Source organism: Kribbella alba, assembly GCF_039529635.1.
Taxonomy (GTDB): domain Bacteria; phylum Actinomycetota; class Actinomycetes; order Propionibacteriales; family Kribbellaceae; genus Kribbella; species Kribbella alba.
Map to the genome: position 1 here is coordinate 537,387 of NZ_BAAANE010000004.1, position 18,759 is coordinate 556,145.

At 67.9% G+C, this 18,759-nt stretch carries 22 protein-coding genes; 15 read left to right on the top strand and 7 right to left on the bottom strand.

From position 1 onward, the window contains the following. Nucleotides 1-17: 17 nt before the first annotated feature. Entirely contained in the window at nt 18-896 is an 879-nt protein-coding gene (locus ABD210_RS09300) for a LysR family transcriptional regulator (protein WP_344110567.1), read from the bottom strand. A 77-nt stretch (nt 897-973) separates the two neighbouring features. Here ABD210_RS09300 and ABD210_RS09305 point away from each other — a divergent pair, with 77 nt between their 5' ends. From ABD210_RS09305 to ABD210_RS09330, 6 genes are all read left to right on the top strand, one after another. Beyond that, nucleotides 974-1,966 (top strand): aldo/keto reductase, encoded by a 993-nt coding sequence (locus ABD210_RS09305; protein WP_344110568.1) that lies wholly within the window; start codon nt 974-976, stop codon nt 1,964-1,966. A gap of 2 nt (nt 1,967-1,968) precedes the next feature. After that, on the top strand, nt 1,969-2,241 hold the full coding sequence (locus ABD210_RS09310; protein ID WP_344110569.1) for a hypothetical protein: 273 nt from the start codon (nt 1,969-1,971) through the stop codon (nt 2,239-2,241). 190 nt (nt 2,242-2,431) lie between these two features. Continuing rightward, the gene (locus ABD210_RS09315; RefSeq protein WP_344110570.1) at nt 2,432-3,112 is read left to right on the top strand and encodes a PadR family transcriptional regulator; all 681 of its coding nucleotides are present in this window, start codon (nt 2,432-2,434) and stop codon (nt 3,110-3,112) included. Continuing rightward, nucleotides 3,109-3,537 carry a DUF1707 SHOCT-like domain-containing protein gene (locus ABD210_RS09320; protein ID WP_344110571.1) on the top strand — a complete coding sequence of 143 codons (429 nt, stop codon included), beginning with the start codon at nt 3,109-3,111 and terminating at the stop codon, nt 3,535-3,537. The genes ABD210_RS09315 and ABD210_RS09320 overlap by 4 nt, the downstream gene beginning before the upstream one ends. Before the next feature lie 91 nt (nt 3,538-3,628). Beyond that, nucleotides 3,629-4,522: an NmrA family NAD(P)-binding protein gene (locus tag ABD210_RS09325; RefSeq protein ID WP_344110572.1), complete on the top strand. Its 894-nt coding sequence runs from the start codon at nt 3,629-3,631 to the stop codon at nt 4,520-4,522. An 88-nt stretch (nt 4,523-4,610) separates the two neighbouring features. Further along, entirely contained in the window at nt 4,611-5,243 is a 633-nt protein-coding gene (locus ABD210_RS09330) for a hemerythrin domain-containing protein (RefSeq protein WP_344110573.1), read from the top strand. Between the two features lie 6 nt (nt 5,244-5,249). Here ABD210_RS09330 and ABD210_RS09335 read toward each other — a convergent pair whose 3' ends face one another. From ABD210_RS09335 to ABD210_RS09350, 4 genes are all read right to left on the bottom strand, one after another. Next, on the bottom strand, nt 5,250-6,080 hold the full coding sequence (locus tag ABD210_RS09335; RefSeq protein ID WP_344110574.1) for a lipoate--protein ligase family protein: 831 nt from the start codon (nt 6,078-6,080) through the stop codon (nt 5,250-5,252). A 21-nt stretch (nt 6,081-6,101) separates the two neighbouring features. Then, complete coding sequence (gene ftsH, locus ABD210_RS09340; protein ID WP_344110575.1) at nt 6,102-8,027, bottom strand: ATP-dependent zinc metalloprotease FtsH; 1,926 nt, start codon at nt 8,025-8,027, stop codon at nt 6,102-6,104. 369 nt (nt 8,028-8,396) lie between these two features. Then, nucleotides 8,397-8,861 (bottom strand): DUF6098 family protein, encoded by a 465-nt coding sequence (locus ABD210_RS09345; RefSeq protein ID WP_344110576.1) that lies wholly within the window; start codon nt 8,859-8,861, stop codon nt 8,397-8,399. Nucleotides 8,862-8,900: 39 nt separating this feature from the next. Continuing rightward, the gene (locus ABD210_RS09350) at nt 8,901-9,077 is read right to left on the bottom strand and encodes a hypothetical protein (RefSeq protein ID WP_344110577.1); all 177 of its coding nucleotides are present in this window, start codon (nt 9,075-9,077) and stop codon (nt 8,901-8,903) included. A 245-nt stretch (nt 9,078-9,322) separates the two neighbouring features. Here ABD210_RS09350 and ABD210_RS09355 point away from each other — a divergent pair, with 245 nt between their 5' ends. From ABD210_RS09355 to ABD210_RS09370, 4 genes are all read left to right on the top strand, one after another. After that, complete coding sequence (locus ABD210_RS09355; RefSeq protein ID WP_344110578.1) at nt 9,323-10,285, top strand: TIGR03885 family FMN-dependent LLM class oxidoreductase; 963 nt, start codon at nt 9,323-9,325, stop codon at nt 10,283-10,285. After that, nucleotides 10,282-11,919, top strand: a complete 1,638-nt coding sequence (locus ABD210_RS09360; protein ID WP_344110579.1) for an alpha-amylase family protein — start codon at nt 10,282-10,284, stop codon at nt 11,917-11,919. Before ABD210_RS09355 ends, ABD210_RS09360 begins: the two co-directional genes overlap by 4 nt. 40 nt (nt 11,920-11,959) lie before the next feature. After that, nucleotides 11,960-12,556 carry a hypothetical protein gene (locus tag ABD210_RS09365; protein ID WP_344110580.1) on the top strand — a complete coding sequence of 199 codons (597 nt, stop codon included), beginning with the start codon at nt 11,960-11,962 and terminating at the stop codon, nt 12,554-12,556. A 92-nt stretch (nt 12,557-12,648) separates the two neighbouring features. Then, nucleotides 12,649-12,963, top strand: a complete 315-nt coding sequence (locus ABD210_RS09370) for a PDZ domain-containing protein (protein WP_344110581.1) — start codon at nt 12,649-12,651, stop codon at nt 12,961-12,963. Between the two features lie 7 nt (nt 12,964-12,970). Here ABD210_RS09370 and ABD210_RS09375 read toward each other — a convergent pair whose 3' ends face one another. Together ABD210_RS09375 and ABD210_RS09380 are read right to left on the bottom strand one after the other, a co-directional pair. Beyond that, nucleotides 12,971-13,813, bottom strand: coding sequence for an aldo/keto reductase (locus ABD210_RS09375; RefSeq protein WP_344110582.1), 843 nt, complete (start codon nt 13,811-13,813; stop codon nt 12,971-12,973). A 154-nt stretch (nt 13,814-13,967) separates the two neighbouring features. Further along, nucleotides 13,968-14,915: an alpha/beta fold hydrolase gene (locus ABD210_RS09380; RefSeq protein ID WP_344110583.1), complete on the bottom strand. Its 948-nt coding sequence runs from the start codon at nt 14,913-14,915 to the stop codon at nt 13,968-13,970. Between the two features lie 227 nt (nt 14,916-15,142). Here ABD210_RS09380 and ABD210_RS09385 point away from each other — a divergent pair, with 227 nt between their 5' ends. The 5 genes from ABD210_RS09385 (at nt 15,143) to ABD210_RS09405 (ending at nt 18,722) form a co-directional block, all read left to right on the top strand. Then, nucleotides 15,143-15,892: a sigma-70 family RNA polymerase sigma factor gene (locus ABD210_RS09385; RefSeq protein WP_344110584.1), complete on the top strand. Its 750-nt coding sequence runs from the start codon at nt 15,143-15,145 to the stop codon at nt 15,890-15,892. A gap of 86 nt (nt 15,893-15,978) precedes the next feature. Further along, nucleotides 15,979-16,737 carry a hypothetical protein gene (locus ABD210_RS09390; protein ID WP_344110585.1) on the top strand — a complete coding sequence of 253 codons (759 nt, stop codon included), beginning with the start codon at nt 15,979-15,981 and terminating at the stop codon, nt 16,735-16,737. 1 nt (nt 16,738) lies between these two features. Further along, the gene (locus tag ABD210_RS09395; RefSeq protein WP_344110586.1) at nt 16,739-17,164 is read left to right on the top strand and encodes a phage holin family protein; all 426 of its coding nucleotides are present in this window, start codon (nt 16,739-16,741) and stop codon (nt 17,162-17,164) included. Then, complete coding sequence (locus ABD210_RS09400; protein ID WP_344110587.1) at nt 17,140-17,772, top strand: DUF3618 domain-containing protein; 633 nt, start codon at nt 17,140-17,142, stop codon at nt 17,770-17,772. Before ABD210_RS09395 ends, ABD210_RS09400 begins: the two co-directional genes overlap by 25 nt. Further along, entirely contained in the window at nt 17,772-18,722 is a 951-nt protein-coding gene (locus ABD210_RS09405; RefSeq protein WP_344110588.1) for a YihY/virulence factor BrkB family protein, read from the top strand. The genes ABD210_RS09400 and ABD210_RS09405 overlap by 1 nt, the downstream gene beginning before the upstream one ends. Nucleotides 18,723-18,759: the final 37 nt, after the last annotated feature.

Consider the following 18,759-nt stretch of genomic DNA (forward strand, 5'->3'; position numbering starts at 1 on the left):
ATCCTGGGCGCGTCGGCTCAGGCGATCGGTCGTAGGTCGGCGCGGGAGAGGAGCGCCTTGGCGGCGGCTGCCGGGTGGCGGCCGGTTGCGGTGGCCACGGCGATCTGCCAGCTGGGTGGTGAGGTGATCGGGACGAAGCGGGCCGAGCTCTTCTTGTGCTTGAAGACCTCGGGCACAACGGCGACGCCCAGCCCGAAGCCGACGAGGTCGAGCAGCCAGTGCACGTCGTTGACCTCGAACGCCACCCGGCGGTCGACGCATGCGGCGGCCATTGCCCGGTCGACGACATCGCGTGTCACCCAGCCGCGGTAGAAGTCGACGAAGGTCTCCTCGCGGAGCTCCTGCAGGTCGACGGTGTCGCGATCGCGGAGTGGATGGGTCGGGGAGCAGGCGAGCAGCAGGGGCTCCTCGGCGACCGGGGTGAGCGCAACTCCTGCTGGGCTGTCGGTGGGCGCGCAGACGAAGGCGAGGTCAAGGTCGCCGGTGCGTACGCGCTCGATCAGGTCGGTCGAGCCGCCCTGCCGCAACTCGATCTCAACCCCGGGATGCGTGCCGTGGAAGCGGGCCAGGATCGCCGGCAGGTTCACGGCGCCGAGGCATTGCAGCGTGCCGACCGCGAGGGTGCCACGCAGCAGGCCCTTCACCGCGGCAACAGCATCCTTGGCTGCGGCGACTCCCGCGAGTGTGTGGCGCGCCTCTGTCAGCAGTGCGCGTCCTTCGTCGGTCAGTTCGACGCTGCGCGTGTTCCGCACGAACAGATCCGCGCCGAGTTCCCGCTCGAGCGAGCGGATGGATGCGGACAGACCGGACTGTGCGACATGCATGCGGCCGGCGGCGCGGGTGAAGTGCCGTTCCTCAGCCACAGCCACGAAGTACTCGAGCTGGCGTAGTTCCACGATTAATCACCAAAGCAGATCAGAGGGATCAGATCTTTCTGTTGGAAAGCTTAGCGGGCAGCGAGCAGGGTAGAAGCATGAGCTTGAGAACTGTGCCTTTCGGCACTACCGACATGAGCATCACCCGCGTCGGCTTCGGCGCCTGGGCCATCGGTGGCGGCAGCTGGGCGTACGGGTGGGGCGACCAGGACGACGACGCCTCGGTGGCAGCGATCCGCCACGCGGTCGAGTCCGGCGTGAACTGGATCGACACCGCGGCGGTCTACGGTCTCGGACACTCCGAGGAGGTCGTCGCCCGGGCGCTGCAGCCGTACGGCGACGCCGACCGGCCGTACGTCTTCACCAAGTGCGGCCTGGTCTGGGACGAGAACGACCGCAGGGTCGAACCGCGGAGGAGCGGCGACGCGGCCGGCGTCCGGCGCGAGGTCGAGGCCTCGTTGCGCCGGCTGGGCACGGAGCGCATCGACCTGTACCAGATGCACTGGCCTGCCCCCGAGCAGGTGCAGGAGTACTGGCAGGTGCTGGTCGATCTCAAGGCAGAGGGGAAGGTGCGGGCCGTCGGACTGTCCAACCACGACAGCAAGCAGCTCGACGCGGCCGAGGCGATCGGACATGTCGATTCGCTGCAACCCCCGTTCTCGTTGATCAACCGCGACGTCGCCGGCGAGGAACTCGAGTGGTGCCACGCTCACGACACCGGCGTCATTGTCTACAGCCCGATGCAGTCCGGCCTGCTGACCGGTGCGTTCACCGCTGAGCGGGCCGCGAGCCTGCCGGCGAACGACTGGCGCTCGCGCGACGCCGAGTTCACTGGCGAGCAGTTGCAGCGCAATCTCGCGCTGGTCGCCGCGCTGTGGCCGATCGCCGACCGCCACGAGACGACTGTCGCGAGCATCGCGATCGCGTGGTGCCTTGCCTATGAAGGCGTCACCGCCGCGATCGTCGGCGCCCGCAACCCGCGCCAGGTCGACGGCTGGGCCGGCGCGCCGAGCGTCGACCTCAGCACCGCTGATCTCGCCGAGATCGCCGACGCGGTCCGCCGCACCGGCGCCGGCCACGGGGAGATCTGACCATGAGTTTGATCGGTGCTTTCCTTGCCGTGCAGGCCACCAACGAGTTGGCCAACTCCGCTCTACCGGATGCACCGGTCCGCCCGGACCCGCCCAAACGCCGGCCCGGCCGCCGGCTCATCGATGCGGCCGCTCGGATCGTGCAGGGCATCCGTGCATCGGCGCCCGCGGGTCGTTCGGTCGGTCGAGTGCTGGCAGTACGGCGTGGTGCCGGCCGGCCCGCGGCGGACGACGGGCCGGGCCGAGTCTGGGAATCCCCTGAGACATCGGCCTGAAACCCTAAGTTTTCAAGGGAAACGGGAACAAAGAGCCCTGGTCCGATCGTCGGTCACTTGTACCTGGAACGGCCTGGGCCGCTGGGGTGCCTCAGTCTGGCGCCCCAGCCGAAGTGCCCTTGGGTGCCTAGGTTTCGCGATATATCGTCGACGTATCGCTAAAGCTCTCCGTGAGGGAACGGTGGTCGGGATGACCGGATCGACCTACGCAGCCGGGTGGCCCTGGCAGCAGATCGCACAGCACTGCTCACTCGTTGACGACATCAAGAACGAATGGGCCGCCACCATGACCGGTCGGCGCGGTCACGGCCACGGCGGCCAGCATCCGTTCGGCTCACAGTGGGGCCTGTTCGGCGGCCCGCTGTTCGCTCCGCCCTGGGGTTCGCCCGGACCGCGGGGCTGGCGCGGGCCCAAGGCACGCCGCGGCGACGTGCGCGCCGCGATCCTCGCAGTACTGGCAGAGCAGCCGATGAACGGCTACCAGATCATCCAGGAGATCTCCGAGCGCAGCGGCGGGATGTGGAAGCCCAGCCCGGGTTCGATCTACCCGACGCTTCAGCAGTTGGAGGACGAGGGTCTGGTCACGGCGGACGCCGAGGTCGGGCGCCGCACCTTCACACTCACCGACGAGGGCCGCACCTATGTCGCCGAGCACGCCGACGAGGTGTCGGCTCCCTGGGAGGCGATGACGGCTCCGGCCGGGGACGACGAGAACGGGTTGAAACCGCTGCTGGGACAGGTCGCGACGGCTTTGTGGCAGGTCATCGCCACTGGCACACCCGACCAGCAGGTCCGAGCCCGCAAGGCCCTGGCGGAGCTGCGGCGCACGCTGTACACCATCCTCGCCGACGACGATCGGGACCGGTCATGAGCCAGCACCTTCCAGCCGAGACCGGCCCGATCCGGATCGGCGACGCCGAGCGCGACCAGGCCGTGGCCGCGCTCAGTGATCACTTCGTGGCTGGGCGGTTGACGCAGGACGAGTTCGAGGAGCGCAGTAACCAGGCCACCCGAGCACGCTACGACGTCGACCTGAAGCCGCTGTTCGTCGATCTGCCGGCCGCCGAGCCCTCGCAGCACGGGCAGCGGGTGTGGTCGGCGGGCGGCCCGCCCGGTCCGCAGAGGTTCCGTGGGGCCCTGCCGCCGCTCCTCTTCCTGCTGCCGCTGCTGTCGGTCGGCATGGTCATCGCCACCGTCTCGCTGGCGGCGCCGTGGATCCTGTGGGTGCTGTTCTGGATCGCCATGTTCGGCGGCCCCTACAATCATCGCGGCTGGCATCCCCCGCACCGCCGCTGAGCTCGCGTCTCTTCCGCCCACAACCACCTGGATGCGGGACGACCCCGCGCCCGGGCCGGCCTAGAGTCGACCGCGTGGACAAGGCAGAGCTGTGATCCTCGTGACCGGTGCCACCGGCAGGGTGGGGTACCGCTTGCTCGAGAACCTGGACGACGCAGGGGCGCCCGCGACCGCGATGGTCCGGACCGAGGCCAAGGCCGTCGACCTGCCGCCACGGATCCAGCCTCTCGTCGGCACTCTGGACGGCCCTCCGCCGTCGGAAGTGCTGCAGGAGTTCGACCAGGTCTTCCTGCTCAGTCCTGATATCGAGGCGCAGGCCGAGCTGGAGGTCATCTTCGTCGACGCCTTGGTTGCCGCCGGCCACCAGCCGCGCGTCCTGAAGGTGGCCTACGACGGCTTCCAGGACCCCGACTGTGAGGTCCGCTTCATGCGGAGCCATCGGCAGATCGCGGCCCACCTGGACCGCACCGGTCTGCCGGTTTCCTACCTCGCACCGAACCTGTACATGGACGAGCTGGCGTCGTCGGCAGACGCCGTCCGTGACGAGGCTTCACTTCCCTTTCCTGCTGGTGATGCACGGGTCGCGATGGTGGCCGCGCGCGACGTGGCCGACGTCGCGGCCGCGATTCTCACCGGTGGCACCGCGGCCGACGACGGGGACGTGCTGGTCCTCACCGGACCCGAAGCGCTGGGCTTCGCCGAGGTCGCCGACAGGATCTCGACTGTTTTCGCTCGGACCGTCGAGTACGCCGACCTCGAACCGGATGCCGCACGCTCCGCTCTTCGCGACGGCGGCTTGTCCCCGTGGGAGGTCGACGGACGGATGGAACTCTTCGAGTGGATCCGCCACGGCACCATGGACACGGTCAGCGATAGCGTGCAGAAGGCGACGGGCCGGCAGCCCCGCTCTCTGGAGGACTGGCTGGACGAGGCGCGCGCTGTGTTCCTCAGCCGGCCGCCGGGGATGCCGCCGCCGCGATTCTGATCGTCGATCGAGACCGAGCTCGGGCAGCGGCCAATGTGACTGTCTGCCGGCCTGAAGAACCGACAAGAATGGCCTTACACTCGCGTTCATGGCTGAGATGAGCATGAACAAGGCGATCCACGCGGCCTTCCGGCGGGATCTGCAGCGTTTCATCGATGCGTTGGGCACCTTTCCAGCCGGGGACACCAAGCGCGCCGAGCAGCTGGCCACTGCTTGGGCCAACTTCGACGACCAGCTGGTCTTCCATCACGAGGGCGAGCACGAGACCGCGTGGCCGGCGCTCGAGGCTGTCGGTGTGAGCCGGGATCTGCTGACCCAGCTGGACGCCGAGCACGACAAGATGGCGGCAGCCCTCGCTGCGGCCCGCTCGGCGATCGGTGCTCTCCGGAGCACCGCCGGCGCCGACGAGGCCGCGGCAGCCTGGGCCGCCGTGCAGGAATTGCAGGCCGTGACCGTGCAGCACCTCGACCACGAGGAGGCTGAGATCGAGCCTGTCTACCTGGCGAAGAAGGACACAGCGGAGATCAAGGCGATGGGCCGGAAGTTCGGACAGGTCAGCCCGGCCCGCGGCGGTCGGTTCTTCGCATGGGTCACCGACGGCGCCAAACCGGACGAACTCGCCGCGATCACCGGCACGATCCCTGCTCCGGTGCTGATGATCATCAGCGGTGTCTTCGGTCGCGGCTACCGCAAGAACGTCGCACCCGTCTGGCGAAGCTGACGCCGGTCAGGGGACTCGGGTGAGCCATTCGTTGGTGCCGAACTTGGTGGCGACGCGTTCGCCGGCTGCCGTGACCGTGGCCTCGTCGATGGTTCCGTCGGTGAGGCCGTAGCGGTTGGCGAACGAGCCGACCATTCGGTCGATCACCGCCGCACGCTCGAGCCCGGTCTGGCTGCGCAAAGGATCCACCCGCTTGCTGGCGCTGGTGGTGCCCTTGTCCGAGAGCTTCTCGCGGCCGATTCGCAGTACTCCGAGCATCTTCGCGGCGTCCAGGTCGTAGGCCATCGTCACGTGATGCAGTACTGCGCCGCCGGCGAACCGCTTCTGCGCGGCGCCGGCGATCTTGCCGGCCGGCGAGGTGATGTCGTTGATCGGCTGGTACGTCGCGGCGATCCCGAGGTCGTTCAGAGCGCCGATCACCCAGTCGTCGAGGAACGCGTAGGACTCGATGAAGGACAGCCCGGAGACCAGCGACTCGGGCACGTAGAGCGAGTACGTGATGGTGTTTCCCGGCTCGACGAACATCGCTCCCCCGCCGCTGATCCGGCGTACCACGGTGACGTCGTGCTTGGCGGCGCCGTCCAGATCCACCTCGTTGGCGAGCGACTGGAAGCTGCCGATGATGACCGCGTTCGACGCCCACTCCCACACCCGCAGCGTGGGGGCCCGCTCCCCCGAGCCGACCTCCTCGGCCAGCACCTCGTCGAGCGCCATCTGCAGGGCCGCCTCACGCCGTACGTCGTGCACGAACTCCCAGGGATGATCCCGCCACTGGGTCGCGCCCGTCACAGCTCGCCGTACTGCGACTGCGACGGCCTCCGGGGAGAACCCGAGCATCTCGACGCCGGGTTGCCTGGGTCAGCCGGTTCGGGCTGGGGTGTCGGAGGTCGTCTCGGACTTCCGCCGGATGCCGGCGGCCTCGTAGGCTTCGTCGGCGTCGAGGGTTTCGCGTTCCAGCAAGGTCTGGGCGAGGCGGTCCAGGTTGAGCCGGTGGTCTTGCAGGGTCTTCCGTGCCTCCGCGTCGCACTCGTCCATGAGGCGGCGCACTTCCCGGTCGATCAGCGATCGTGTGTCCGGGCCAGGGCCTTGGCCGTCGAGCGCGAACCCTTGCTCCTCATCGGGGCGTGGCAGCACGGACACAGGACCGATCGCCTCGGACATCCCCCAGCGGCCGACCATCTGCCGGGCGATCGAGGTGGCTTGCTCGAGGTCGGACTCCGCGCCGGTGCTGATGTCGCCGAAGACGAGATCCTCCGCCGCCCGGCCGCCGAGCGCGCCCGCGATCCGCCCCCGCAGGTAGGTCGACAGATAGCCGTACCGGTCCTCGCTTGGGGTCTGGAACGTGACGCCCAGAGCCTTCCCGCGGGGAATGATCGACACCTTCCGCACCGGATCGGCACCCACGGTCAGCATGCCGATCAACGCATGCCCGGATTCGTGGTACGCCGTGCGCAGCCTGTCGTCCGGCGACATGGTGATCTTCCGGGCGGTCCCGAGGATGATCTTCTCCAGCGCGTCGGTGAAGTCCGACCTGGTCACCTGGCCGTGATTACGGCGAGCGGCCAGCAGCGCCGCCTCGTTGACGAGGTTGCGAAGTTCCGCTCCGACCATGCCCGGCGTGGCCGCGGCCAGTTCTGCGAGGTCGACGTCCCCGGCGAGCGGCACCTTCCTGGTGTGGACCCGCAGGATCTGCAGCCGCCCGTCGTGGTCGGGTGGGTTGACGGTGATTCGCCGGTCGAACCGGCCGGGGCGCAACAGCGCCGGATCCAGGATCTCGGGTCGGTTCGTCGCGGCCAGTACTACGATCCCCTCCGTGCCGCTGAAGCCGTCCATCTCGGTGAGGATCTGGTTCAGCGTCTGCTCGCGCTCGTCGTGGCTGCCCAGGGTGGCCGATCCTCCTCGGGCGCGGCCGATCGCATCCAGTTCGTCGATGAAGATGATCGCGGGAGCGGACTTCTTGGCCTGCTCGAATAGGTCGCGAACCCGGCTCGCGCCAACGCCGACGATCATCTCGATGAACTCGGAAGCCGACACGAAGAAGAACGGCACCCCCGCCTCCCCGGCGACAGCACGCGCCAGCAGGGTCTTGCCGGTCCCGGGCGGTCCGGTCAGCAGCACACCCTTGGGGATGGTGGCGCCGAGACGCCGGTACCGCTCCGGGTCCTTGAGGAAGTCGACGATCTCCTGCACCTCGGCCTCGACCTCGTCGATCCCGGCCACGTCGGCGAACGTCGTATGCGGGCCTGTCTCGGGCCGATAGAGCTTGGCCCGCGATCGAACCATGTCCCCCAGTCCCCCGAGACCGCCTGCCATGCTGCGTCGGTAGAACCACGCCAGCAGCCCCACGAGCAGGAGCGTCGGCCCGAACCCGTAGAGCAGTTGCTGCCAGAACGGCACCCGGTCCGCGGGCCGCGCGTTGACGTTCACCCCGTTCTGGAGCAGTAACTGGATCAGCTGGTCGTCGGCGAAGGCCGGCCGTTCCGTGGTGAACCGCTGCACCGGCCGAGCGTTCGCGTCTGCGGGCGGATACCGCACCGCATTCCGGAACTGGCCTTCGATCGTGTCACCGGTCGAGGTGATCTCCACGACGTTCTTCGCCTGGACCTGCTCGCGGAAGAACGTGTAGGAAATCTCTGCTCGAGCCGCCGGGGACAACGCCACGGAGGCGAGGACCCAGTTCAGGACAAGCAGCCCCACCAGCACCACCCAGAACCACGACCTGGTCCGCCCCGGGCTGGGGTCACCTATTCGCGGCCGAGGAAACCAGGTAGTCACCTTCGTCATGCTCCTCCGCTCGAGTGGCCGTGCCAACCACGCGATCGTGTAGGCGCTGACAGGATCGGCCTTGGCCGGTCACCGGGTTCGGCGGCGCTGGAGGACCGCGACAACGGTGCGGGCGGGACGACCTTCCACTTCGAGCTGAGCCTGGTCATCGTTCCCCTCCTCGCCGGCAGTGGCGAGCGCCTCCTCGACAACCTGAGCGGTGCTCTGGAGAGCTACCAGGTGACGGAGTTGATCAGCTCCCCCCGGGCGACCCACGCTCACCTGGCCCGGCGCTGATCCTTGGCGCGAGTCGTGCTGATGATCTGTTCGGCGACGGCGCGGGCCTTGGTGTTGGTGAGCAGCTGCCGGCGTGATGGCTGCCATGGCGCATCAGTCGCGGCGGGAGTCATCGCCGACGTCGAAGCGTTCGTGGTAGATCTTCAGCGCCGTGTCCAGTGCCGGGTCGCCGATCCGGATGACGGGATCCATGTCGACGACGAGTGGTTCGTGGTCAGGGCCTCGCCCGACCAGGCGACCGATCAACAACCAGGGGAACCGTTCGGGCTGCTCAGCCAGGTGTGCGTACTGGCAGATCCGCCGCGCGGTCCAGTCCGAGACCGGCCGGGGCCACCACGGTTCCGGGCTGATCGTGGTGACCGACCAGCCGGGAAGCTCGACCTCAGCCTCGTGATCGCGGCTGTGGCCGGCCTCGAGATCCGCTGCGAGACCCGCCGAGTAGCGCAGATACATGCCCGGCCTCCGCTCCACCAGCGCTACCAGTTCGTCGAAGTCGTCGACGATCGGCAGACCCGACTCGGGCCCTCGCCCGGCGTCCATCGCCGCCTCGTTCCCCATCCGTTCTCTCCTTCCTGACCCGATCCAGGTCTGAGAGGCTCAGGCCGAGTCGTCGTCCGGCTCCGCGACGTGGTGAAGATCCCCGGCGGCATCGACGATCACTTCGGTCTCGTCGGGGTCGGCGTGCAATCGCGTCAGGTCGTCGACGGAGTTCACCGCCATCGCGACCGGCGGGACCTCGTCCACGGTCGGCACATCGTCGTCACGGTCACTCATGAGGAACCTCTACTGGGATCTGTCTTGCCGCCCGGGCTGACGGCAACAAGCTTGGCCGTCGACCCGGCATCGGCGCGTCCCTGGTTCAGGGGTATAGGTGGAGGCGGCAACAACCCGGTTACCCCTGGTTCCGGTGATAGCCGGGAGTGACCGCGGCCAGGCCGATGAGCCTCGCCGGGGTTTTGAAGGGTGCCGCGGTGGGAACCCAGGCGCAGTCCAAGAATCCGACCTCCGTCGGAGGAGTGATGCCTCTCATCGGCTGGCATGCCTCACACGAGCAGATCGCGCCGAGTCGGCTGCTCGCGGACGTCCGGCTCGCGGAGGCCGCGGGCTTCGAGGCAGCCTGGTCGTCCGATCACTTCGCGCCGTGGAGCCAACGGCAGGGACAGTCGGGGTTCGCGTTCTCCTGGCTCGGTGCGGCGATGGCGACGACCTCCCTGCCCTTCGGCGTCGTGAACGCCCCTGGTCAGCGCTATCACCCGGCGATCGTCGCGCAGGCCATCGCCACGCTGGCCGAGATGTTCCCCGGCCGGCTCTCGGTCGCCCTGGGTAGTGGCGAGTTCATGAACGAGCACATCACCGGGGACCCGTGGCCGGACAAGGCGGTCCGCAACGCACGCCTCCGCGAATGTGTCGACGTGATTCGCGCCCTCCTGGCCGGTGATTCGGTCACTCACAACGGGCTTGTCCGGCTGGACCGCGCGCAACTGTGGACGCTTCCCGAGCAACAACCCCGGTTGCTGGCCACCGCTGTCAGCGAGGCCACCGCGCGCTGGGCCGGTGAATGGGCGGACGGGCTGGTGACGATCTGGCAACCACCGGAAACCCTGCGGCGCCTCGTCGACGGCTTCCGTGAGAACGGGGGCGACGGGAAGCCGCTGGCGCTGCAGATCCACCTGAGCTGGGCACCCGACGAAGCCGAGGCGCTGCAGATCGCCTACGACCAGTGGCGCACCAACGTGTTCGAGGCGCCGCTGAGCTGGGATGTGCCTACAGCTGAGGAGTTCGACCAGGCCGCCAAGCATGTACGCCCGGAGGACATGCATGGAAGCGTCCTGATCTCCTCCGATCCAGCGCGCTTCCTCGACTGCCTACGGGGCATCGCCGATCTCGGGTTCGACGAGATCTATGTGCACCACGTCGGCCAGCAGCAGCGCGATTTCGTCGAGTGGTTCGGCGAGCACGTGCTGCCGGGACTTCGCGAATGACCGGCGAACGCAGGGCCACCAGTGATCTGTGGTGGAAGAACGCGATCATCTACTGCCTCGACATCGAGACCTTCTTCGACACCGACGCGGACGGCTGTGGAGACATCCTCGGCCTGACCGAACGGATCGACTATCTGGCCGGGCTCGGCGTCACCTGTATCTGGCTGATGCCTTGCTTCCCGTCTCCGCAGCGTGACGACGGCTACGACATCACCGACTACTACAACATCGATCCCAAGCTCGGCACGTTGGGCGATTTCGTCGAGATGCTGCGGACGGCGCAGGATCGTGGCATCCGCGTGCTCGTCGACCTGGTGGTGAACCACACCTCGAACCAGCACCCCTGGTTCCAGTCGGCGCGCAAGGGCCGGGACGCGCTGTACCACGACTACTACGTCTGGGAGGACCACAAGCCCGAGGAGGATCTGAGCGATCTCATCTTCCCCGGCGAGGAGAACACGAGCTGGGATTGGGACGCACAGGCGCGACAGTGGTACCTCCACCGCTTTTATGCCGAGCAGCCCGACCTCAACACCGCCAACTCCGCTGTGCGCGACGAGATCGCGAAGATCGGCGCGTTCTGGCTCGCCCTGGGCCTGGCCGGATATCGCCTGGACGCTGTCCCGTACCTGCTCGAGGAGACCAACCGACCAGGAAGCGACGGCAAGGACCCACACGCCCTGCTGCGCGAACTCCGCGCCTTCCTGGTACGCCGTCGCGGCGACGCGGTTCTCCTCGGCGAGGTCAACCTGCCGCCCGAACAGACCCGGCAGTACTTCGGCAACGGCAACGACGAACTCACCATGATCTTCAACTTCCGCATCAACCAGTACATCTATCTCTCGCTGGCGCGGCAGGACGCCGGACCACTGGCTCACGCACTGGCGACGCAACCCGCTATCCCGGTGGAGTGCCAGTGGACGAACTTCGTCCGCAACCACGATGAACTGACGCTGGACAAGCTCACCCCGGGCGAGCGCCGCGAAGTGTTCGCCGCCTTCGGTCCGGACGAGCGGATGCAGATCTATGATCGGGGCATTCGGCGCAGACTTCCCAGCATGCTGGATTCGAACCAGGACCGGATCCGCCTCACCTACGCACTGATGTTCTCCCTGCCGGGCACCCCGACGCTGTTCTACGGCGAGGAGATCGGCATGACGGAGAACCTCGACATCCCCGGCCGGTACAGCGTCCGTACGCCGATGCAGTGGTCACCCGAACCGCATGCGGGGTTCTCCACAGCGCCCGACGGTGCGCGGTTGTGCCGCCCGCTGGCCGATGACCACTCCGCCAACGTGGCCGAGCAGCGCCGCGAACCCGACTCGCTGTTGAACTGGATGGAGCGACTGATCCGGATGCGGAAGGAATGCCCGGAGTTCGGCTGGGGAGCCTTCGAGCAGATCAGTTCCGAGGGACCCGTGTTCGCGCATCGCTGCGACTGGAACGGCAACACCGTGATCGCCGTACACAATCTGAGTGATCGATCAGCGAGTCAGGTCCTGCCCCGATCGGATGCGTGGGCGAAGCTCGTCGACCTCTTCGGGGACGAGGACTGCGCGCCGGGCGACGAGATCGAACTCAAGCCCTACGGCTACCGCTGGCTGCGCGCGCAACTCCAGGTGATCGAGGGCTAAAGCAGTCGAGTGTTACGAGCTGCCCTGCCATGATGACGCGGTGGAACTGGTGATCATCTTCGGGCCGGCCGCCGTCGGGAAAATGACGGTGGGACATGAGGTGTGCAAACTGACCGGCTTCAAGCTCTTTCACAACCACGTGCTGATCGAACCAGTGCTCGACATCTTCCCGTTCGGGTCGCCGCAGTTCGAGCGGGTGGTCGGTGAGTTCCGGCGGCGCATCATCACCGAAGCGGCCGACGCGGCCATCCCGGGCCTGGTCTTCACGTATGTGTGGGGTCTGGACATCCCCGAGGACACCGACGTGGTCGCGTCGTACATCGACCTCGTCGAGTCGCGCGGTGGCCGGGCCCGGTTGGTTGAGCTGGCGGCGGATCAGCGCGAGCGCATCGCGCGGAACGGGACCGATTTCCGGCTCGACCAGAAGCGGAGCAAGCGCGACCTGGAGTGGTCCCACCGCAATCTGGTCGAGCTCGACAGCAACTTCGTCCTCAACACCGGCGGTGGTCGGCGGACCAAGGCCGAGGACCTGATCGACAAGCACGACTACTTGCGCATCGACAACACCCAGGTCGCGGCTCCCGCGGCAGCGCGGATGATCGTCTCATCATTCGGGCTGGAAGTCGTAGGCATGTAACGCAGTGGGAGGGGTACCACCAGGACCCGGTGCGGGCAGTTGGCCACAACCAGGAGGCCAAGGCGGTCCGGGGCATAGCGAGGTGGACGACGATGGCCAAGTTGCCGATCGAGCTGGTTCGGGAAGAGATGCGGGTAGTCGACCGCGACGGCAAGGAGGTCGGCCCGGTCGAGCTGGTCAAGTTGGGCGATCCGGATGCGGTCACGACGACGGGTCAGGAACTGCCGGGCGAACCCGAGGTGCCGGGAGAGCTGGCCGAGCGGTTGCTGCGGAAGGGATTCCTGAAGGTCGACGACAAGGGACTCCTCGACCGGGACTACTACGTCGAGGCCGACCAGATCGAGGCAGTCGAGGGCAACGTGGTCCGGCTCAAGGTCGAACGGGATGGGCTGCTGCGCGAGGTGTGACTCTCGGTCAGAGCACCTCGAGTGGTACCGGTCCGCCGGGTGGTGGGAAGGCGCGATCCAGCTGCGCCAGGGTCTCCTCGGAGAGGTGGAGATCCAGCGCCGCACGATTCTGCTCCACGTGCGCCGGAGTGCCCGCGCGCGGGATCGCGATCATGCCTTCCTGCCGGAGCACCCAGGCGAGGGCGACCTGCGCCGGGCGTACGTCGTACTGCTTGGCGATGTCTGCGAGGAGGTTGTCCTGGAGCAGGCTTCCGCGGCCGAACGGCGAGTACGCCATCACGGGGATCCCGCGTTGCCGGCAATCCGGAAGCAGGTCCCACTCGATGCCTCGGGACGTGAGGTTGTAGAGCACCTGGTCGGTGGCGACGTCATCCCCACCCGGCACGGTGGCGAGCTCGGCCAGGTCCCTGGGGTCGAAGTTGCTCACGCCCCAGCTGCGGATCTTCCCGGCGGCGACGAGCTCCTGGAACGCCCCGACGGTCTCCGCGAGCGGCACCCGTCCACGCCAGTGCAGCAGGTAGAGGTCCAACCACTCAGTGCCGAGACGCCGCAGACTTCCTTCGCAAGCCGCGATCGTGCCGTCATGGGTGGAGTTCGTCGGAAGCACCTTGCTGACCAGGAACACGTCGTCCCGGTGGCCGGCGATGGCTTCACCGACGAGCTTCTCGGCGCGGCCGTCGGCGTACATCTCGGCCGTGTCGACGAGAGTCAGCCCCAGCTCGAATCCTCGCCGGAGCGTGGCGATCTCCCTTGGTCGGAGCAGCCGATCCTCTGCGTAGCCCCAGGTGCCCTGACCGAGCACCGGTACCTCGGTCCCGGACGGCAACTTGGTGGTGCGTACTTCGGACATGCGGACCCTCCTCGCTCGCCAAGCCGGGCACGCCGACAGCTGCCGGACAGTTCCCCGCGAACCGTTCCCGGACCACCCATCCTGCCCGCCTGCCAATCCCCCGACATCCCCGTGATGAGTGGGACTCTCTCGATCGCGGCGGCCGATCTCGACATCAGGAGGCGCGGAGGGCGAGAGCGTCGATCGCCTTCGCGACCACATCCGGGTTCGAGATCAACGTGAGGTGCTTGGCGCCCGGGATGATCGTCGGGGGTGGGGCGCCGATGCGGGTCGCGGTCTGGGTCGCGTTGCCGCCGCTGGTGTCGAGCTCGCCGAACACGACCGAGGTCGGCACCGTCAGCTCCCGAAGTTTGGCCAGGCGATCGGCCGGTACCGCGGCGATGCCGGCCGAGGTCATGCTCCAGATCGCCGCCTCCGCGCCGGGTTGACGGAAGGGGCGGACCCACTGGTCGACGCCGGCCTGGTCGAGCGACGGGCAGTCGGGAGCGCACGCATCGTTGTAGAGGTTGCGGATCAGGCTGTCCGAGTTGAGGACGAGCCTCAGCACGCTGGTGCGATACGGGTTCACGATCAGGCGGCGCAGACCCGAACCGCCGCCGGTGAAGGGCAGTCCGTCGCCGTCGAGGAACATCAGGCCGCCGATCCGGCCCGGCTGTTCCAGCGTCGCCTCGGCAGCGATGCCCGCGCCTAGGGAATGTCCGACCAGGACGGGTTTCGGCTGGCCGGATCCGCCGAGGTGCATGGCGTCGAGGAAGCCGAGGAGCTGGGCGGCCAGATGTCCGACCGTGTACGGCCCTTTGCGTTCGCTGTAGCCGTAGCCGGTGATGTCATAGGCGTAGACGCGGTGGTTCCGCGCCAGCATTGGCACCAGCCTGGACCACGTGTCCACCGATTCCGCCGCGCCGTGAACGAGCACGACCGGGCTGCCCGACGTACCCCAGGTGTCGAAGCGCGTGGCGATGTCGGCAGCCTGGACGAATTTCAGGCCGGGTGGTGGTGCGGCATTCGCGCTGGTGAATGCGTTGTAGCCCAGCGAGGTGCCGGTGACGATCAACCAGAGCGCCAGAATGACCAGCAGTGCCCGGCGCAGGAACCGTTTCACGCCGGCCCGAGGTCGTGTCGCATGGTTCCAAAGGTACCGGTACTGACAAAGGACAAAGTCGTGCATGGCCCTCGGGGAGTCGGGTACTAGGACCACACTTCAGCGATGGTCCGGAAGGGTGCCATTCGTGACTTTCTAGTTGCGAGGTACCTGTGGCACCCCTTTCCCCCTCCTCGAGAGACCTTTCCGCGCACACCCTGTCACCGGCCGACCGCAGGCGACGTGAGGTGCTCACCGCGCAACTGCTGGAGCGCATCCAGCAGACCTCCGACGCCGCCGAGCGCAGGGAACTGGTCGAGGAAGTCTTCGACATGCATCTCGAGGTCGCGCTGTCGATCGCGCACCGCTACCGCGATCGCGGCGCCGACCTGGACGACCTGGAACAGGCGGCCTGCCTCGGACTGGTGAACGCGATCCGCCGCTACCGGCCGGACGCCGCGACACCGTTCATCGGCTTCGCGATCCCGACCATCCGCGGCGAGCTCAAGCGGTACTTCCGCGACTACGCCTGGACGATCCGCATCCCCCGCCGACTGCAGGAGATCCAATGGCTGATCGCCGCGCGGGGTCCGCGGCTGAAACAGGAACTCAACCGCGAACCGACCCGCGCCGAGCTCGCCGCCTGCCTGGAGATCGACCTCGCGGAGATGGACCGCGCTCTGGCGGCCAAGGGCTGCTTCAACGTGTTGTCGCTGGATCAACCGCTCGACCCGGCCGGAAACCTGACCTTGGCGGATCTGGTCGCCGGCGATCAGGACGTGACCCTGGGCAGGTTCGAGGAGGTCGACCAACTGCAGCCGGTGCTGGACGACCTCGGACCGCGGGAGCGGCGCATCCTGGAGTTGCGCTTCGTCGAGGGCTGGACCCAGGCGGAGATCGGCGCCGACATCGGAGTCAGCCAGATGCAGGTCTCCCGGATTCTGGGCCGCATCCTGGACGACCTCCGCGAGCAACTGCTCCGCTCCGAGGCGGCCTGATCGCTCCGGCTCGCGCATAACTTTCAAGGTTTTGGCCGCCGATCGCGGGTTACCGAGGGCGCCTCGAACTCGGAAGGAGTCGTCAGATGACGCATACGACGAATCAACGGATAGACGCAGACAGCCCACCTGGCCTGCAGAACGCCTCGGCGGGAGGCATGACCGAGACAGCACGGGACGAGGCCGGGCAGCTGAAGGAGACTTCCGCCGAGGCAGCTCGGCAGGTGGCGGGCACGGCCAAGGAAAAGGCATCCGACGTGAGCTCCGACGTACGTCGGCAGACGCAGCAGCTCGCCGGTCAGACGCGGGACCAACTGGTCGGGCAAGCGGGCAAGCAGAAGGACCGGGCCACGGACGGCCTGCGCTCGGTGAGCGAGGAACTGCGCGGGATGGCCGAGCACGGGCAGTCCGGTTGGGGCAGTCAACTGGCTCGGCAGGGCGCCGACTTCACCGAGCAGGCCGCGGACTTCCTGCAGAAGCGCGAACCGGGAGAGCTTCTCGAGGACGTTCGCACCTTCGCACGCAGGAAGCCCGGCACGTTCCTGCTGACCGCCGTAGTTGCGGGCGTTGTGGCGGGCCGGCTCACGCGTGCGCTGGCCGCCGGTAGGCCGAGCAGCACCACGAGCGGACGCAGTACGGAAGACGGAGCTGGTACGGCGAGCGCGCAGGGGTCGTTCGCCTCGCCGGTCTCCGACGAGTATCTGGTGCCACCGCCGTCGGCACCTGCCACTGCTCCCCCGGTCGCGCCGACCACACCACCCCCGCCTGTTCCTACCCCGATAGCGCCCGACCCCGATCCCGGGGCGCCGGTGACGCCGAGGTTCGGGCCGGGACCGGGACTCTGAGATGACGGTCGACGGATCACCACCCGGGAGCAGCCCGGACAGGCTGTCGATGGACGAGTCGCTAGGCGAGATCGTCTCTCATCTGACCACCGATCTCGGCACCCTGACCCGCCAGGAGCTCGCGCTGGCGAAGGCCGAGCTCCGGGCGGAGGCGAAGAAGGCCGGCAAGGGCGCAGGCATGCTCGGCGGCGCCGCCTTCGCCGGCTGGATGGTGGCTCTTTTCCTTTCCCTGACCGTCATGTGGGCCCTGGATGAGGCGATGGACCTGATCTGGGCGGCCCTCATCGTCGCCGTGATCTGGGCGATCGTCGCGGCCGTGCTGGCGATGGTGGGTCGCAAGGAGCTCCAGCAGGTCAGCCCGAAACCTGACCAGACGGTCGAATCCCTCAAGGAGGACGCGAAATGGCTGAAGACACAGAAGAGCTGAAGCGGGACATCGAGGAGACCAGGCGCCACCTCGGCCGCGATGTGGACGCCTTGTCGGAGAAGGTCAGCCCCAGCCGCGTCGTCGGCCGCCGGATGGACAGTGCCCGCGGCGGAATACATCGGCTCCGCGACCACGTGATGGGGTCCGCGGAGTCGGCCCGCGGCTCGGTGTCCGACACCGCCGGATCCGCCGTCTCGTCCGTCCAGGATGCCGGTAGCAAGGTCGCCGACACGGTCAGCTCAGCGCCGGACCTGGCCCGCTCCCACACTCGCGGTACGCCGCTCGCGGCCGGCCTGGTCGCCTTCACGGCGGGCTGGATCGTGGCCGCGGCGATGCCGCCGTCGACCCGGGAACGCGAACTGGCCCAGGAGACCAAGGACAAGGCGATGGAGGTCGCCGGTCCCGTGAAGGAGCAGGCGACCCAGGCGATGCAAGAGGTCAAGGAGAACCTCCAGCAACCCGCACAGGAGGCTTTCGACCAGGTGAAGGAGTCCGCGTCCGATGCCGCCTCCGCGGTGGCCGATGAGGGTCGCTCGGCGGCTCAACAGGTCAAGGACGAGTCGAAGGACTCGGCGGACCACGTCCGGCAGGCGGGCTCACCCACCTGATGAAAGGCGATCACCCGTCCGCCGTACCAGGCGCGGAGGCGGACAAGCCGACACAGATCCCGGCTGCCGGCTGGTGGCAGGTCACCAAGCGGGCCTGGGCGGAGGCCAAGGCCGACCAGGTCCCGCTCCTCGCCGCGGGCGTCGCGTTCTTCGGCTTCCTGTCGCTGTTCCCGGCGATCGTCGCTGCAGTGCTGGCCTGGGGCTTGATCGCCGATCCGGCGCAGATCCGGAGCCAGACTCAGGATCTGGCCACGGCCATGCCGTCGTCAGCGCGCGACTTGCTGCTGCAGCAGGTCGACGCGCTGACGTCGACACCACAGCAGAGCTTGGGGATCGGCTTCGCCATCGCGGTAGCGACAGCGTTGTGGAGTGCGTCCAGCGGGGTCGGCTATCTCATCACCGCGGTGAACATGGCGTACGACGAGGACGAGACGCGTGGGTTCGTCCGCCGGAAACTGTTGGCGCTCGGCCTGACCGTGGGCGCGATCGTCTTCGTGCTGCTGGCGATCGGCTTGTTCGCCGCCGAGGCTGCGATCGGTGACAACGTCGCGACGCCGGTCCGGATCCTACTGGAGGTGGTCCGATTCGCCCTGGCCGTGGTTCTGATCACCGTGGCGCTCGCTGTCATCTATCGGCTGGCTCCGGACCGGGATGCACCGCGGTTGCGATGGGTTTCGACAGGCGCCGTGGTGGCGACGGTGATCTGGCTCGCCGCGTCGTTCGGCTTCTCCATCTATGTCGCGACCTTCGGCAGTTACGCGAAGACCTACGGCAGTCTGGCCGCCGTCGTGGTGCTGATGTTGTGGCTCTGGCTCACCGTGTACGCGATTCTGCTCGGCGCTGAGATCAACGCCGAGGCGGAGGAGCAGACGGCGCAGGACACCACGAAGGGCGATCCGCGTCCGCTCGGTGAAAGAGGCGCTGTCAAGGCGGATTCCATCCCGCACTGAGCGAGCCGGACTTCCCGAGTCGAGGTCTGGGGGGCGA

What these genes read in the sequence shown, in the direction of transcription:
- ABD210_RS09305 (WP_344110568.1), top strand. Translation starts at nt 974, where the DNA reads ATGAGCTTGAGAACTGTGCCTTTCGGCACTACCGACATGAGCATCACC.
- ABD210_RS09310 (WP_344110569.1), top strand. Translation starts at nt 1,969, where the DNA reads ATGAGTTTGATCGGTGCTTTCCTTGCCGTGCAGGCCACCAACGAGTTG.
- ABD210_RS09315 (WP_344110570.1), top strand. Translation starts at nt 2,432, where the DNA reads ATGACCGGATCGACCTACGCAGCCGGGTGGCCCTGGCAGCAGATCGCA.
- ABD210_RS09320 (WP_344110571.1), top strand. Translation starts at nt 3,109, where the DNA reads ATGAGCCAGCACCTTCCAGCCGAGACCGGCCCGATCCGGATCGGCGAC.
- ABD210_RS09330 (WP_344110573.1), top strand. Translation starts at nt 4,611, where the DNA reads ATGGCTGAGATGAGCATGAACAAGGCGATCCACGCGGCCTTCCGGCGG.
- ABD210_RS09335 (WP_344110574.1), bottom strand. Translation starts at nt 6,080, where the DNA reads ATGCTCGGGTTCTCCCCGGAGGCCGTCGCAGTCGCAGTACGGCGAGCT.
- ftsH (WP_344110575.1), bottom strand. Translation starts at nt 8,027, where the DNA reads ATGACGAAGGTGACTACCTGGTTTCCTCGGCCGCGAATAGGTGACCCC.
- ABD210_RS09345 (WP_344110576.1), bottom strand. Translation starts at nt 8,861, where the DNA reads ATGGGGAACGAGGCGGCGATGGACGCCGGGCGAGGGCCCGAGTCGGGT.
- ABD210_RS09350 (WP_344110577.1), bottom strand. Translation starts at nt 9,077, where the DNA reads ATGAGTGACCGTGACGACGATGTGCCGACCGTGGACGAGGTCCCGCCG.
- ABD210_RS09355 (WP_344110578.1), top strand. Translation starts at nt 9,323, where the DNA reads ATGCCTCTCATCGGCTGGCATGCCTCACACGAGCAGATCGCGCCGAGT.
- ABD210_RS09360 (WP_344110579.1), top strand. Translation starts at nt 10,282, where the DNA reads ATGACCGGCGAACGCAGGGCCACCAGTGATCTGTGGTGGAAGAACGCG.
- ABD210_RS09370 (WP_344110581.1), top strand. Translation starts at nt 12,649, where the DNA reads ATGGCCAAGTTGCCGATCGAGCTGGTTCGGGAAGAGATGCGGGTAGTC.
- ABD210_RS09375 (WP_344110582.1), bottom strand. Translation starts at nt 13,813, where the DNA reads ATGTCCGAAGTACGCACCACCAAGTTGCCGTCCGGGACCGAGGTACCG.
- ABD210_RS09390 (WP_344110585.1), top strand. Translation starts at nt 15,979, where the DNA reads ATGACGCATACGACGAATCAACGGATAGACGCAGACAGCCCACCTGGC.
- ABD210_RS09395 (WP_344110586.1), top strand. Translation starts at nt 16,739, where the DNA reads ATGACGGTCGACGGATCACCACCCGGGAGCAGCCCGGACAGGCTGTCG.
- ABD210_RS09400 (WP_344110587.1), top strand. Translation starts at nt 17,140, where the DNA reads ATGGCTGAAGACACAGAAGAGCTGAAGCGGGACATCGAGGAGACCAGG.
- ABD210_RS09405 (WP_344110588.1), top strand. Translation starts at nt 17,772, where the DNA reads ATGAAAGGCGATCACCCGTCCGCCGTACCAGGCGCGGAGGCGGACAAG.